Source organism: Streptomyces umbrinus (assembly GCF_030817415.1).
In the GTDB taxonomy this organism is placed as follows: domain Bacteria; phylum Actinomycetota; class Actinomycetes; order Streptomycetales; family Streptomycetaceae; genus Streptomyces; species Streptomyces umbrinus_A.
Map to the genome: position 1 here is coordinate 4,362,520 of NZ_JAUSZI010000002.1, position 13,870 is coordinate 4,376,389.

Here is a 13,870-nt window from a genome sequence, read left to right on the forward strand (position 1 = left end):
GTCCTGGCAGGGTTTCGGCGCGGACGGGCGTCAGGCCGACGTCACTCGCCCCGGGTGGCGGGCAGGTGGGGCAGCCGGTCGGCGGCGACAACCCCTTCGAGGTAGCCGCGGGCCCGCTCGGTCCGCGGATAGGCCTCCAGGAGCCGCCAGAAATCGGGGCCGTGGCCGGGAACGAGCAGATGCGCGAGTTCATGGACGAGGACGTAGTCGACGACGTATTCGGGCATGCCCTGCAGCCGGTGCGAAAGACGGATACTGCCCTCGGCGGGGGTGCACGAGCCCCAGCGGGTGTTCTGATTGGTGACCCAGCGGACCGAAGTGGGCCGGGCCCGGCCGTCGAAGTACAGATCGGAGAGGCGCGCGGCCCGCTCGGACAGCTCCGTGTCGCCGAGGACCCGCTTGTTCTCCTGGGCGGCCAGCTTGTCGAGCATGACGCTCACCCAGCGCTGCTCCTCCGCCTCGGACATGCGGGCGGGGATGAGCACGACGGTGCGATCGCCTTCACGGTACGCGGAGACCGTTCTGCGCCGTCGCGCGCTCCTGCGGACCTCGATCGCGCTCGCCCCCGAGCCGCTTGGCGGCTGGCTCGTCGTGCTGCGCTGTGGGTTTCCGGCGCGGTGCAGTGGGTCGGCGGGCACGCCCCGACGTTACCCGTTGCACACGGGGGAAGTCCCGCCTCCGGGACGCATCGATGCCGAACCGCACCCCACGCGCTCGATTTGTACGACGAATATCCACCGCCTGTGGACAACTTTCGGCACGCGCCGGGCAATGCGGGCATGCTGACATCCGACCGGCGGAGCAGGACGAACAGCCGTCGGCACAACGGGGACGTACGGGGGTCGGTCATGCATCCGATGGTGAAACCCGCGCTGCGGCGCGGTTGGCGGGATCTCAACACCGTGCAGTTCGGGATGGCACCCGCACACGCGATGGTGCTCGGCCCGATGGACACGGCGACGGGCAGCCTCCTGACCTTGTTCGACGGCACCCGCGGACTGCCGCTGTTACGCGACGAGGGGCGCCGCATGGGTCTGCCCGACGGCCATGTCGACGGTCTGGTGGAGCGGCTGGCCCAGGCGGGACTGCTGGACGACGCGACGGGCGGCGGCGCGGCCGCCGACGCTTTGCGCAAGAAACCGGCGGTCCTGGACCGGCTGCGGCCCGACGTCGCATCGCTCTCCCTGGTCACTCCCGGACCGGGCGAGGCCATGCGCCGACTGGCGGCCCGCCGCTCGCTGCGCGTACAGGTACGGGGCGCGGGCCGGGTGGGAGTGGTACTGGCCGCGGCGCTGGCGGGAGCCGGCGTGGGCCAGGTCGACGTGCAGGACGGCGGCTGCGTCGAGCCGTGGGACGTGGCTCCGGGCGGGCTGCCCGTCGAATCCATCGGCGAGCGCAGGGACGAGGCCGCACGCCGTGCGGTGCGCCGTGCGGCACCGAACCGCCCGCCCCGGCGCGGCAGCGCACGCCCGGCCGCCGAAGAAGAGGATCCGGGCCTCTCCCTCGTGATCGTCACCCCCCGGGACGGTCTCGCCGTCCACGCGCCCGACCCGTCGGCCACCGAGCCGCTGATCGGCTCCGGAACACCCCATCTGTACGCCGGGGTGGTGGAGGGCACGGGAGTCGTCGGCCCGCTCGTCCTGCCGGGCGACACGGCCTGCGCGGGCTGCCTGGATCTGGGACGCACCGACCGGGACCCGACCTGGCCACGCCTGCTGGCGCAGTGGCGTTCCGCCCAGTCCCGTCACGTACAGGCGTGTGATCTGGCGCTGTCCACGGCGGTCGCCGGTCTGGCCGCGGGGCATGCCCTCGCTTTTCTGGACGGGGAACTGCCGTCGAGTGCGGGGGCCCGCTGGGAGGTCTCGGTGCCTGGTTTCGACTGGCACTCGACGCCGGTGTGGGAGCATCCCGCATGCCGTTGCGGGGCCGCGGAGAAAGGTAAGGGGGAGCAGACCTCGGACGACGAAGGGCCGCACGAGACAATGGCCGGGCAACAGCCGCACGCGGCACGGCTGTCCGGTACTTGGAGGGCGCATGTCTGATCTTCCCCGGAAGGCGGTCACCCGAACCGCCAAGCTCGCCGCACTACCGCTCGGCTTCGCCGGGCGGGCGACCTGGGGACTCGGCAAACGAATCGGCGGCAAGTCCGCCGAGCTCGTGGGTCGCGAGCTGCAACAGCGCACGGCGGAGCAGCTTTTCAAGGTGCTCGGCGAGCTCAAGGGCGGCGCCATGAAGTTCGGGCAGGCCATGTCCGTCTTCGAATCGGCGCTGCCCGAGGAGGTCGCGGGTCCCTACCGCGCGGCGCTGACGAAACTCCAGGAAGCGGCTCCGCCGATGCCGACCCGCACGGTGCACTCCGTGCTGGCGGAGCGGCTCGGCGAGGACTGGCACGACCTGTTCCTGGAGTTCGAGGACACGCCCGCCGCGGCGGCCTCGATCGGCCAGGTGCACCGGGCGGTGTGGCACGACGGCCGGGAGGTCGCGGTCAAGGTGCAGTACCCCGGGGCGGGTGAGGCTCTACTGTCCGATCTGAACCAATTGAGACGTTTTGCCCGCCTCCTGGGACCGCTGATTCCCGGCATGGACATCAAGCCGCTCATCGCGGAGCTGCGCGACCGGGTGTCCGAGGAGCTCGACTACGCCCTGGAGGCACAGGCACAGCGGGCGCACGCGGAGGAGTTCGCGGACGACCCGGACGTCCTCGTGCCGGCGGTGGTCCATCAGTGCGAGCAGGTCCTGGTGACGGAGTGGATCGACGGGATCCCCCTGTCCGAGGTGATCACCGACGGTACGCAGGAGCAGCGGGACCGGGCAGGCCAGCTCCTGGCCCGCTTCCTCTTCTCGGGCCCGTCCCGCACCGGCCTGCTGCACGCCGACCCTCACCCGGGCAACTTCCGTCTCCTGCCGGACGACCCCGAGGACGCCGAAGTCGCCGAAGACGCCGAGGGCTCCGGCGGCAAGGGCGGCTGGCGGCTCGGCGTCCTGGACTTCGGCACGGTGGACCGCCTGCCGGGCGGCCTTCCTGCGACGATCGGCGACTCGCTCCGCATGACCCTCGACGGCGACGCCGAGGCGGTCTACGACCTGCTCCGCGAGGAGGGCTTCGTCAAGGAGTCCATAGAGCTCGACCCGGACGCCGTACTGGACTACCTGCTCCCCATCATCGAGCCGGCCCAGGCCGACGAGTTCACCTTCACCCGCGGCTGGATGCGCAGCCAGGCGGCCCGCATCGCCGACCCCCGCTCCCCCGCCCACCAACTCGGCAAACAACTCAACCTGCCCCCGGCGTACCTGCTGATACACCGAGTGACCTTGAGCACCATCGGCGTGCTGTGCCAGCTGGGAGCGACAGTACGACTGCGGGACGAGCTGGAGGAGTGGCTGCCGGGATTCGTCCTGGACGACGACCAGACACTGACGGAGGAGGACTCAGCGGCTGGGGCGTGAGCTTGGGACTCCGGAGCTCACCACCAAGTCGAGTCCAGTCGGCCCTCGATCGCTCTGAGGTTGGCCCGGGCGCAGCCGTCGCAGATGTAGTGGCGGGTGCCGTTCTCCACGGAGAAGGTCCAGGTGAGTGGCGGTTCCTCCGCCGTCGCGCCGCAGCGGGCGCACGCGATGGGCCGGGGCTCCGGGGTGGAGCCGCCGCTGTCACTGTCCCCGGGAAGACTCGTCACGTGGTGACGATAACTCCGGGATCCACGGTTGGTGAGGCACAACGCACCGCGGGGGCCGGTCCGTTCGGACCGGCCCCCGCATCAGCTGTTGCTTCTGTCGCCGTTGCGAAAACGGCTCTACTGCATGACCGCCATGGCCAGTGCGCGGCGGGCGCGGCGTGAGGCGCGCTCGGCACGGCGCTGCATGCGGCGGGCGGTCACCAGGCGCATCGCCCGGCGTTCCTGCTCCGCCTCATGCAGCCGGTCGTGCATATGCGCACGAGCCAGGGCTTCTGGGATGAGTTGCATCTCTCGGGTCCTGTTCTGGCGCGTGTCGTTCGCGCCGGTGGAGGTGAAGTCTGGGGTCGCGGAGCCGGCGGGCTCGCTGGTGGACGGCTTCATCGGGACCTGCTTCTTGGGGTCGTGCGTCAGGGGGCGATCGATCGTTCCTAGGGTGTTCATGCCGAAACCGGGTTCTTGCGCGGGCGGCCACGCGGCCGCTTCCGGGCGACAACGACACCCTGGACGAAGAGCTCGCCACCCCAGACGCCCCAGGGCTCACGCCGCTCCTTGGCGCCGGCGAGGCAGGCCTCGATCAGCGGGCAGGTGCGGCAGAGGGACTTGGCGTACTCGACGTCGGCCGGCGACTCGGCGAAGAAGACCTCCGGGTCGTAGGAGCGGCAGGGGACGGGTACGCCGAGGTTCTCGATGGCGTCGTCGAGCGCGGTGAGCGCAGTGAGCGGGATCAAGGTGGAGTCCTCCGTGAGGCCGGGCGGGGGGATCGTTTCGGAAGGCGGTACGGACGGGGCGTGCGCTTCGAGTTGCACGGTTGGTCTTCCTCGTCTGGTCGTGCCGGCCGGGTCGGCCGGTTGGCGGCTGGTACCGGGTTCTTTTCTTGTCCCGAGGCCCCTTCGCTCTGTCGTCCCTGTTCGGGGACAAACAGAAGGGCCGCGGATCCCGGGTGGGGTTCCGCGGCCCTGAAGGCGCCGGCCTGATCGTCGATCAGGCTGGATCACTCCAGGGTTCAGGCCCACGGAAGGCCCACATCGTGTGGTGCGTCTGCTTGGCGGCTCCGGCACCGGTGGCCGCAAAGGCATAGGCCTGCGCCTGTGCCTCTACTGCTTCCAGTGCCTTCATCGGTCGCTCATTGCGCTCACGGACAGGGAGACCCGAGAGAGACACGGAGGACGCCGGCCGGACGGCAGGAATGCCGGACAGACCGGTGCCCAGGTTCGAGAAGCCGAGCAGGCACGTGGAGACGACCGAGCGATCGGTCAATTTGGCGGTGCTGACGGAGCTGCTGTTGATGCTGATCACTGGAATCGCCTCCTCTCGGCGTCTCTGGGACCGGGCGAGCCGGTCCGACGGTTATTAAGTACAGCACGGAACCAGGGCCTTCGAGAAGGCCGCCGTTTCCGTGCTTTAGAACCTATGGGGATTGCTGGGGCATGCGCAAACTATTTTCTCGACGAGTTTGAATCAGTCCTCGTCTGCACCATCCTCAAGTTCCTGACCTGCGCAGATGGCGAGTACGTCGGCCCCGTAGCGGTTGAGCTTGCGGGCGCGGACCCCCGGGATGCGGGACAGCTCGACCGGAGTGGACGGCACCGCTTCCGCGATGGCCATCAGGGTCTTGTCCGTGAAGACGCAGAAGTCCGGCTGCCCGCTGCGCTCCGCCTGGACCGCCCGCCAGTCGCGCAACCGCTCGTAGAGGCCTTCGTCCATGTCGGACGGGCAGTCCTCGCAGCGCATCAGTTTCATCTCGCCGGCCTCGTTGAGGGTGCGGCCGCAGACCCGGCAGCGGGCGGGGGTGCGGTTCGCCCGTCGGGTGACGCCCGGAGCGCTGCCGGGAGCGCCGCGCTCGATGCCGCCCGAGCCGAGGGGGCCTGCCGCGCCGCCGCGGTTCGCCGTGGTGACGGAGCCGGGGCGCAGTCCGTCGAGGAAGCGGCTGGGGCGCCGGTTGGGCCGGCCGCCGGGTGAGCGGGACAGCGCCCAGGAGACGGAGAGGTGCTCTCTGGCCCGGGTGACGCCGACGTAGAGGAGGCGGCGCTCCTCCTCGATCTGTTCCTCGGTCTTCGCGTAGGTGATCGGCATCATGCCTTCGGCGACGCCGACCAGGAACACGACGTCCCACTCCAGGCCCTTGGCGGAGTGGAGGGAGGCCAGGGTGACGCCCTGGACGGTCGGGGCGTGCTGGGCGCCGGCGCGTTCGTCGAGTTCGGCCACGAGGTCGCCGAGGGTGGCGTCGGGCTTGGCGGCGGCGAAGTCCTGGGCCAGGTGGGCGAGGGCGGCGAGGGACTCCCAGCGCTCTCTGACGGCCCCGGAGCCCGCGGGGGGCTGGTGGGTCCAGCCGTCTCCTGAGAGGACGGCTCGCACCTGCGAGGGCAGGTCCGGGGCGTCGTCGAGGAGTGAGTCGTTGCCCCCGAAGCGGGCCGCACCGCGCAGGGCGTGGATGGCTCTCTTCACCTCGGGCCGGTCGAAGAAGCGCTCGGCTCCGCGCAGTTGGTAGGGCACCGCGACGTCGGCTAGGGCCTGTTCGTAGATCTCGGACTGCGAGTTCGTACGGAAGAGGATCGCGATCTCGCTCGCGGGGATGCCGGAGGCGATGAGGTCGCGGATGCGGCGGGCGGCTCCTTCGGCCTCGGCGGGCTCGTCGGTGTATTCGGCGTAGCCGGGTTCGGGGCCCGCGGTGCGCTGGGAGATCAGCTCCAGGCGGTGGTCGGCGGCGCGGCCGCGGGCCTGGGCGAGCAGGCCGTTGGCGAGGTGGACGACCTGGGGGGTGGAGCGGTAGTCCCGGACGAGTTTGACGACCGTGGCTCCGGGGTGGCGGGTGCGGAAGTCGAGGAGGTGGTCGGGGGTCGCGCCGGTGAAGGAGTAGATGGTCTGGCTGGCGTCGCCGACGACACAGAGGCTGTCGCGCTCGCCGAGCCACAGTTCGAGGAGGCGCTGCTGGAGGGGGCTGACGTCCTGGTACTCGTCGACCACGAAGTGCTGGTACTGGGCGCGGACCGCCTCGGCGATGTCGTGCTGGTCCTGGAGGATGGCGACGGTCAGCAGCAGGACGTCCTCGAAGTCGATGACGCTGCGGTCGCGCTTGAGATCCTCGTACGCGGCGTAGAGCTGGGCGATCTCGGCGCGGTCGCGGGGGGCCTCGCGGCCGGCCTTGGCCGCGGCGGCGGCGTAGTCGGAGGGGACGGTCTGGGTGACCTTGGACCATTCGATCTCGGCGGTGACGTCCCGCAGCTCGCCGCGGTCGAGGCGCACGCGGCAGGTGGCCGCGGCGTCGGCGACGAGCTGGATCTTGCGGTCGACGATCCGCGGCAGGCTGCCTCCGACGGCTTTCGGCCAGAAGTACTGGAGCTGACGCAGGGCGGCGGAGTGGAAGGTGCGGGCCTGGACTCCGGAGGCGCCGAGCTGGCGGAGCCGGCCGCGCATCTCTCCGGCGGCGCGGTTGGTGAAGGTGACGGCGAGCACGCTGGAGGGCTGGAGGATCCCCGCGCGCACTCCGTAGGCGATGCGGTGGGTGATGGCGCGGGTCTTGCCCGTACCGGCTCCCGCCAGCACGCACACCGGGCCGTGCAGGGCGGTGGCGACCTCGCGCTGCTCGGGGTCGAGCCCTTCCAGTACCGCGTCGGCCGTGTCAGGGGCCTGCGGGAAGAGGGTGGAATGCGTTGCTGCTGTCACCCCGCCATGCTGCCAGGTCGGCGGAGACGGGTGCGCCGGTTGTCCACAGGGAGGCGCTCGCAGTCGTACTAATGCGGCAGTCGCTCGGTTCGGCACCAGCGTCAGCGCGCCTTTCGCCGGAGCCGTCCTCCGCCGTGTGGACCGGCTCTCTCCCCTGCCCCGTATGGGAATGGCGGCCAGGTCGCGTACGTTCCATCACTGCGAACACGCACTCCCTGCAGCGAAGGAGCATGAGAGACATGCTGGGCACTGTGACGATGTACAGCACCACGTGGTGTGGCTACTGCCGCCGGTTGAAGGGCCAGATGGACCGCGAGGGCATCACGTACAACGAGATCAACATCGAGCAGGACCCGGCGTCCGCGGCCTTCGTGGAGAAGGCGAACGGCGGGAACCAGACGGTTCCCACCGTCCTCTTCCCGGACGGTTCGACGCTGACGAACCCTTCGCTGGCGCAGGTCAAGCAGAAGATCGGCGCGTAGTCGGTACGTGCCTCAGGCGGCCGTTCCGCGCGTCGGCAGGGGCTTGCCGTACCAGAGCTCGATCAGGCGGGCCGCAATCGAGATGCCGTACGGAGGCAGGACCTCCCCGGACTCGAAGGCGGCCCGCAGGTCTTCGCGGGAGAACCAGCGGGCTTCCTGGATCTCCTCGCCGTCGACGTTGATCTCCGCCGAGGTGGCGCGGGCCATGAAGCCCAGCATGAGGCTGGAGGGGAAGGGCCAGGGCTGGCTGGCGATGTACTCGACCTCTCCGACGGTGACCCCGGCCTCCTCGAAGACCTCGCGCCGGACCGACTGCTCGATGGACTCACCGGGCTCGACGAATCCGGCAAGGGTGGAGAAGCGCCCTTCGGGCCAGTGGACCTGCCGGCCGAGGAGGATGCGGTCCTCATGGTCGGTGACGGCCATGATCACAGCGGGGTCCGTGCGCGGGTAGTGCTCGGCGCCGCAGGCGGGGCAGCGGCGGATGTGACCGGCCGCCGCGATCACCGTACGTTCGCCGCAGCGGGAGCAGAAGCGGTGCAGGCGCTGCCAGTTCTCCAGGGCGACCGCGTGCACCATCAGGCCGGCGTCGCGCTGTGAGAGGAGCAGGCCGGCTTCGCGCAGGCCTGCCGCGCGCGCGGACTGGTCCATACGGCCCGGAAGGGCGTCCTTCTGGAGTGCGAAGTAGCTGACGCCGTCGTCGTCGGTGCCCAGGAAGTAGCGGTGTGCTTCGGTGAGGGGCGCTTCGAAGGACGGGGTCATGACGAGCTCGGTGGTGCCGTCCGCCGTCTCGTCGATGAGGACCTGGCCGCCGGAGACCACGAAGGCGCGGGTGGTGGGGTGGCTCCACGCCGCGGCGAGCCAGGCCTCGTCGAGCCGGTGGTGGGCGGCCCGGTCGATGCCGCTCGGGGCGGTGAGCGAGATGGGACGGTCGGCGGTGTGGTCGGTCCAGGTGGTCACGGGTGCTTCCAACTCCCCCGGTGGAACGGTTGTTTCGGCGGGTGGTTCAGCGGCTGTACGGCAGGACGTGTGCGACGGGGCTTTTTCAGTGTGCATCGCGCCAGTTCTCGGCCAGGTCGCCCCACAGGTAGGCGGTGGTTTCGACGCCCTTGAGAAGCAGGTCGAGTTCGACCTTCTCGTTGGGTGCGTGCCAGCCGTCGGACGGTACGGAGATGCCGAGGAACAGCACGGGTGCGACGAGGACGTCCTGGAGGTCCGCGGCGGGCCCTGATCCTCCCTCGCGGGTGAAGCGGATCTCCTGCTCGAAGGCGCGGCCCATGGCGCGTGCGACGGACTGCAGTGCCGGGTGGTCGAGCGGTGTGAGGCACGGGCGCGTGGCGGCGGCGAAGGTGATCTCGTGGCGAATTCCGGCGGGTATCCGCTCTGCGGTCCAGGCCCGGACGATCTTCTCGATGTGGTCGGGGTCCTGTCCGGCGACGAGCCGGAAGGAGAGCTTCACCATCGCCGATGAGGGGATGATCGTCTTGCTGCCGGGGCCTTGGTAGCCGCCTCCGATGCCGTTGACCTCTGCGGTCGGCCGGGCCCAGATCCGCTCCAGGGTGGTCCGTCCGGCCTCTCCGTGGGTGGCCGTCGACCTGGCGGTGCGCAGCCACTCCTGCTCGTCGAAGGGCAGTTCGGCGAAGAGTTCGCGCTCGCGGTCGGTGAGTTCGGTGACGCCTTCGTAGAAGCCGGGGACGGCCACGCGCGCGTGCTCGTCGTGCAGGTCCGCGACGAGGCGTGCCGCGGCGGTGGCCGGATTGGGTACGGCGCCGCCGAAGGCGCCGGAGTGGATGTCCTGGTCGGGCCCGTGAAGCTCGATCTCGCATTCGGCGAGACCGCGCATGCCGGTGCACACGGTGGGGGTGTCCTCGGACCACATGCTGGTGTCGGAGACGATCACGGCGTCGGCGGCGAGGCGGTCCTGCCGCTCTTCGACGAGTGCGCGGAAGTGCGGGGAGCCGGACTCCTCCTCGCCCTCGATGAGCAGCTTCAGATGGACGGCGGGGGCGGTGCGGCCGGTGGCGGCGAGGTGTGCGCGGACGCCGAGTGTGTGGAAGAACACCTGGCCCTTGTCGTCGGCCGCCCCGCGCGCGTGGAGGCGGTTTCCGCGGACGACGGGCTCGAAGGGGTCGCTGTCCCAGCCGTCCTCACGAGCCGCGGGCTGGACGTCGTGATGTCCGTAGACGAGGACCGTGGGTGCCTGCGGGTCGTCGGAGGGCCATTCGGCGAAGACGGCCGGGGCACCTGGTGTCGCCCAGACCTCGCAGGTCGGGAAGCCGGTCTCCTGGAGTTTGGCGGCGAGCCAGTCGGCGCTGCGCCGTACATCCGCGGCGTGTTCGGGCTGGGCCGACACGGACGGGATGCGCAGCCACTCGGCGAGGTCGTCGAGGAAGGCGGCGCGGTGCTGCTCGATGTACGCGCGGACGGCGCTGTCCGGAGTCTTGCTCATGGTCACGAGCCTAGCCGTCCACGCGCGCGTGCTGGTCCGGCGGTTCCTCGGGGACCCCATCGGGTGGTTCTTCGAGGAGGAGCCGCTCCAGTGCGGCCCGGTCGGGCAGGCTCCCGGGACGTACGACCTCGCCGCTGCGCACGTACAGGAAGGCGGCCCGTACTGATTCCAGGGGTACGCCGTGCTGCTCGGCCCAGGCGAGCCGGTAGAGGGCGAGCTGGAGGGGGTCGGCGTTGCGGGCGCGGCTGGTCTTCCAGTCGACGATCTCGTACGTCGTCCCGTTGCCGTCGTCTTCTTTGTAGACGGCGTCGATGCGGCCCCGTACGACGCGTCCGGCGATCGCGAGCTGGAAGGGTGCCTCGACGCGGTAGGGGGTGCGGTGGGCGTACGGGGTGCGTTCGAAGGCGTCCTTGAGGGCTTCCAGGTCGCGTTCGTCGGCGATCTCGGCCTCGCTGCCGGGCAGTTCCTCCGGTTCCAGCATCGGCAGTCGCAGCTCTTCGAAGCGGGCCTCGACCCAGGCGTGGAAGCGGGTGCCTCGGCGGGCGGCCGGCTGGGGCGGGCGCGGCATGGGGCGCGCCAGTTCCTGTGCGAAGTCGTCCGGGTCGGCGGCAAGGCGCAGCAGCTGGGAGGCGGTCAGGGAGGCCGGCAGAGTGACGTCCGTGACGCGTTCGCGGGCCCGCAGGAGCTCTCCGGTGAGGGCGTCCAGGTCGCGGTCCCAGGAGGCGATGGTGCGGGCTTCCTCCGGGGTGAGGTGCCTGGTCTCGGAGACGGGGCGCGGCGTCTCCGTAGGGTGTGGGCGCGCGTCCGGTGAGCGGATGGGGTGCGCGTCCGGAGACTGGGTGGGGTGCGGAACCCTGGGACGGTTCGTGGTCCACGAGTCCCAGTCTCCGCGGGCCGCCTCGTCTGTGAAGTCGGTCTCTTCGTGGAGGTCGTCCCCGTAGGGAAGCTCATCGGGGAAGTCGTCCTCCCCGTAAGGGGGCTCGTCGTAAGGCGGTTCGTCGTCCTCGGGCGGAGGCGGCCAGTCCGGGTCGTCGTACGAGTCCGGGGCGTCGTGGGACGAGGGATGGGCCGTCTCGTGGGAGTGGCCGGACTCCAGGTGGGCCAGGACCGTCTGGGCGGCCGCGCGTCGGCGGGCCATGGCCGCGTCGTCGAGCGGGAGCGGCCAGGCGTGGTCGCCGCGGGCCTCGTGCAGCGCGGGGTTCTCCTCGGTCTCCTCGGGTTCGTCCGCCCAGGCCTCGATCTCGCCGTGCCCGGCCTCGCAGTGCGCGTACAGCTCGTGCAGGAAGTCGGAAGGTCCGCGGGGCTTCTTCTGGGAGGGGCCCCACCAGTGGCCCGAGCCGAGCAGCAGGGAGCGGGGGCGGGTGAACGTGACGTAGCCGAGGCGGAGTTCCTCGGTGTGCTGGTGCTCCTTCATGGCCTCGTGGAAGGCCTTCATGCTGCGGGAGTCCCAGGCGCCGATGTCCGGCAGGGTGTCGGCGTCACCGCGGAGCTCGTGCGGCAGGACCTTGCCCTGGGCCGTCCATTTCTCGCGGCCCTGGCTGCTGGGGAAGGTGCCGGTGACTAGCCCGGGGACCGCGACGACGTCCCACTCCAGGCCCTTGGACTTGTGCGCGGTGAGCACCTTGACGGTGTTCTCGCCGCCCGGCAGGGCGTTGTCGAGGCCCTTCTCGTACTGGACGGCGGTGCGCAGGAAGCCGAGGAAGGCGAGGAGGCTGGCCTCGCCTTCGTTGGCGGCGAAGGACGCGGCGATGTCCAGGAAGTTGGAGAGGGTCTCGCGGCGGCGGGCGGCCAGGGCGTGCGGGGACGCGGAGAGCTCCACCTCCAGGCCGGTGGTGGCGAGGACCCGGTGCAGGACGTCCATGAGCGGGTCGGAGAGCGAGCGGCGCAGGTCGCGCAGTTCGGTGGCGAGGCGTGCGAACCGTACGCGGGCGTCGGCGGAGAAGGGCAGTCCGTCGTCGTCCCCGTGGCCTCCGAGGGGTGTCTCCAGGAACGTGTCGAGGGCGTCCGCGAGCGAGATGATCTCGGCCGGGTCGATGCCCTCGACGGCGGCGGCGAGCCGCCGGTCGGGGTCGTCGTCGGCCCCCACGCGCGCGTGCGACACGAGAAGACGGGCCCGGCGTCCCAGGAGGGCGAGGTCGCGGGCGCCGATGCGCCAGCGCGGGCCGGTGAGCAGGCGGACCAGCGAGGCGTTGGCGCCCGGGTCCTGGAGGACCTCGCAGACGGCGACCAGGTCGGCGACCTCGGGCAGGTGCAGCAGCCCGGAGAGGCCGACGACCTCGACGGGGATGTCGCGGGCCACGAGAGCGCCCTGGATCTCGGCGAAATCGGTCGCTGTACGGCACAGGACGGCGATCTCGCCGGGCGCCTTTCCGGTGCGTACGAGATGGGCGATGGAGTCGGCGAGCCAGTCCATCTCCTCGGCGTGGGTGCGCAGCAGGGCGCAGCGGACCATGCCGTCCCGCTCGGCGCCCGGGGCCGGGCGGAGGGCCTCCACGCCCGCGTGCAGGGCGCGCAGGGGTTCGGCGAGGCCGTTGGCGAGGTCGAGGAGGCGGCCGCCGCTGCGGCGGTTCTCGCTGAGCGACTGGCGGGTCGCGGGACGGCCGTCGGCGTGGGCGAAGTGCTCGGGGAAGTCGTCGAGGTTGGCCACGGAGGCGCCGCGCCAGCCGTAGATCGCCTGGCAGGGGTCGCCGACGGCGGTCACCGGGTGGCCCGTGCCGCTGCCGAACAGGCCCGCCAGGAGGATGCGCTGGGCCACGGAGGTGTCCTGGTACTCGTCGAGCAGGACCACTCGGAACTCGTCGCGCAGGATGCCGCCGACCTCGGGGCGCGTGCTGGCGAGCGTCGCAGAGAGGGCGATCTGGTCACCGAAGTCGAGGAGGTCGCGCTCGCGTTTGGCGGCCCTGTAGCGGCTCACCAGTTCGGCCAGTTCACGCCGGGCGGCGGCCGTCTCGGGGACCTTGCGCAGGTCGGCGTTGGTGAGCTTGACGCTCGCCAGGTCGCGCAGCAGCGCGGCGTCGTAGGCGCGCAGGTCCTGGGGGTGTACGAGGTGTTCGGCGAGCTCGGCGTCGAGCGTGAGAAGGTCGCTGACCAGGTCGGGAAAGGAGCGGGTGAGCGCGGGGTAGGGCCCCGGTGCCTCCCTAAGGACGCGTGCGGCGAGCTGGTAGCGGGTCGCGTCGGCGAGGAGACGCGCGGTGGGTTCGAGCCCGATGCGCAGTCCGTGGTCGGTCAGCAGGCGGCCCGCGAAGGCGTGGTAGGTGGAGATGACCGGCTCGCCGGGCGGGTTGTCCGGATCGATCACGTCCGGATCGGTGACGCCCGCCTTGATGAGGGCTTTCCGTACGCGCTCGGCGAGTTCGCCCGCCGCCTTGTTGGTGAACGTCAGTCCGAGGACCTGTTCGGGGGCGACCTGTCCGGTGCCGACCAGCCACACCACGCGCGCGGCCATCACCGTGGTCTTGCCGGAGCCTGCGCCGGCCACGATCACCTGCGGGGCTGGCGGTGCGGTGATGCAGGCCGTCTGCTCCGGGGTGAACGGGATGCCGAGGAGCTCCTTGAGCTGCTCGGGGTCAGAGATACGGGCTGGCACGTCAGAGAGGCTAGCC

General features: G+C 71.0%; 12 protein-coding genes. 3 read left to right on the forward strand and 9 right to left on the reverse strand.

What is annotated here, in order from left to right; genetic code table 11:
* Window positions 1–41: 41 nt before the first annotated feature.
* Window positions 42–638 carry a M48 metallopeptidase family protein gene (locus QF035_RS19055; RefSeq protein WP_190229728.1) on the reverse strand — a complete coding sequence of 199 codons (597 nt, stop codon included), beginning with the start codon at window positions 636–638 and terminating at the stop codon, window positions 42–44.
* A gap of 210 nt (window positions 639–848) precedes the next feature.
* Here QF035_RS19055 and QF035_RS19060 point away from each other — a divergent pair, with 210 nt between their 5' ends.
* Window positions 849–2,042 (forward strand): ThiF family adenylyltransferase, encoded by a 1,194-nt coding sequence (locus tag QF035_RS19060; RefSeq protein ID WP_307531232.1) that lies wholly within the window; start codon window positions 849–851, stop codon window positions 2,040–2,042.
* Window positions 2,035–3,447 carry an ABC1 kinase family protein gene (locus QF035_RS19065; RefSeq protein ID WP_307521596.1) on the forward strand — a complete coding sequence of 471 codons (1,413 nt, stop codon included), beginning with the start codon at window positions 2,035–2,037 and terminating at the stop codon, window positions 3,445–3,447. The genes QF035_RS19060 and QF035_RS19065 overlap by 8 nt, the downstream gene beginning before the upstream one ends.
* Window positions 3,448–3,464: 17 nt before the next feature.
* Here QF035_RS19065 and QF035_RS19070 read toward each other — a convergent pair whose 3' ends face one another.
* The 5 genes from QF035_RS19070 to QF035_RS19090 all read right to left on the reverse strand — a co-directional run bounded on the left by QF035_RS19070 (window position 3,465) and on the right by QF035_RS19090 (window position 7,337).
* Window positions 3,465–3,674 carry a hypothetical protein gene (locus QF035_RS19070; protein ID WP_307521597.1) on the reverse strand — a complete coding sequence of 70 codons (210 nt, stop codon included), beginning with the start codon at window positions 3,672–3,674 and terminating at the stop codon, window positions 3,465–3,467.
* Between the two features lie 117 nt (window positions 3,675–3,791).
* Complete coding sequence (locus tag QF035_RS19075) at window positions 3,792–4,115, reverse strand: hypothetical protein (RefSeq protein WP_307521599.1); 324 nt, start codon at window positions 4,113–4,115, stop codon at window positions 3,792–3,794.
* Complete coding sequence (locus QF035_RS19080; protein ID WP_055610526.1) at window positions 4,112–4,480, reverse strand: WhiB family transcriptional regulator; 369 nt, start codon at window positions 4,478–4,480, stop codon at window positions 4,112–4,114. Before QF035_RS19080 ends, QF035_RS19075 begins: the two co-directional genes overlap by 4 nt.
* 175 nt (window positions 4,481–4,655) lie before the next feature.
* Entirely contained in the window at window positions 4,656–4,970 is a 315-nt protein-coding gene (locus QF035_RS19085; RefSeq protein WP_307521600.1) for a hypothetical protein, read from the reverse strand.
* Window positions 4,971–5,132: 162 nt separating this feature from the next.
* Window positions 5,133–7,337 carry an ATP-dependent DNA helicase UvrD2 gene (locus tag QF035_RS19090; protein WP_307521602.1) on the reverse strand — a complete coding sequence of 735 codons (2,205 nt, stop codon included), beginning with the start codon at window positions 7,335–7,337 and terminating at the stop codon, window positions 5,133–5,135.
* Window positions 7,338–7,576: 239 nt separating this feature from the next.
* Between QF035_RS19090 and QF035_RS19095 the strand changes: the two genes are divergently transcribed.
* The gene (locus QF035_RS19095; protein ID WP_055610529.1) at window positions 7,577–7,819 is read left to right on the forward strand and encodes a mycoredoxin; all 243 of its coding nucleotides are present in this window, start codon (window positions 7,577–7,579) and stop codon (window positions 7,817–7,819) included.
* Between the two features lie 12 nt (window positions 7,820–7,831).
* On the opposite strand, the gene nudC is transcribed toward QF035_RS19095, so the two are convergent.
* From nudC to QF035_RS19110, 3 genes are all read right to left on the reverse strand, one after another.
* Complete coding sequence (nudC, locus tag QF035_RS19100; RefSeq protein WP_307521603.1) at window positions 7,832–8,779, reverse strand: NAD(+) diphosphatase; 948 nt, start codon at window positions 8,777–8,779, stop codon at window positions 7,832–7,834.
* An 85-nt stretch (window positions 8,780–8,864) separates the two neighbouring features.
* Window positions 8,865–10,268, reverse strand: coding sequence for a dipeptidase (locus tag QF035_RS19105; protein WP_307521604.1), 1,404 nt, complete (start codon window positions 10,266–10,268; stop codon window positions 8,865–8,867).
* A 10-nt stretch (window positions 10,269–10,278) separates the two neighbouring features.
* Window positions 10,279–13,854, reverse strand: coding sequence for an ATP-dependent DNA helicase (locus tag QF035_RS19110; protein WP_307521605.1), 3,576 nt, complete (start codon window positions 13,852–13,854; stop codon window positions 10,279–10,281).
* Window positions 13,855–13,870: the final 16 nt, after the last annotated feature.

What these genes read in the sequence shown, in the direction of transcription:
- QF035_RS19060 (WP_307531232.1), top strand. Translation starts at nt 849, where the DNA reads ATGCATCCGATGGTGAAACCCGCGCTGCGGCGCGGTTGGCGGGATCTC.
- QF035_RS19065 (WP_307521596.1), top strand. Translation starts at nt 2,035, where the DNA reads ATGTCTGATCTTCCCCGGAAGGCGGTCACCCGAACCGCCAAGCTCGCC.
- QF035_RS19075 (WP_307521599.1), bottom strand. Translation starts at nt 4,115, where the DNA reads ATGAACACCCTAGGAACGATCGATCGCCCCCTGACGCACGACCCCAAG.
- QF035_RS19095 (WP_055610529.1), top strand. Translation starts at nt 7,577, where the DNA reads ATGCTGGGCACTGTGACGATGTACAGCACCACGTGGTGTGGCTACTGC.
- QF035_RS19105 (WP_307521604.1), bottom strand. Translation starts at nt 10,268, where the DNA reads ATGAGCAAGACTCCGGACAGCGCCGTCCGCGCGTACATCGAGCAGCAC.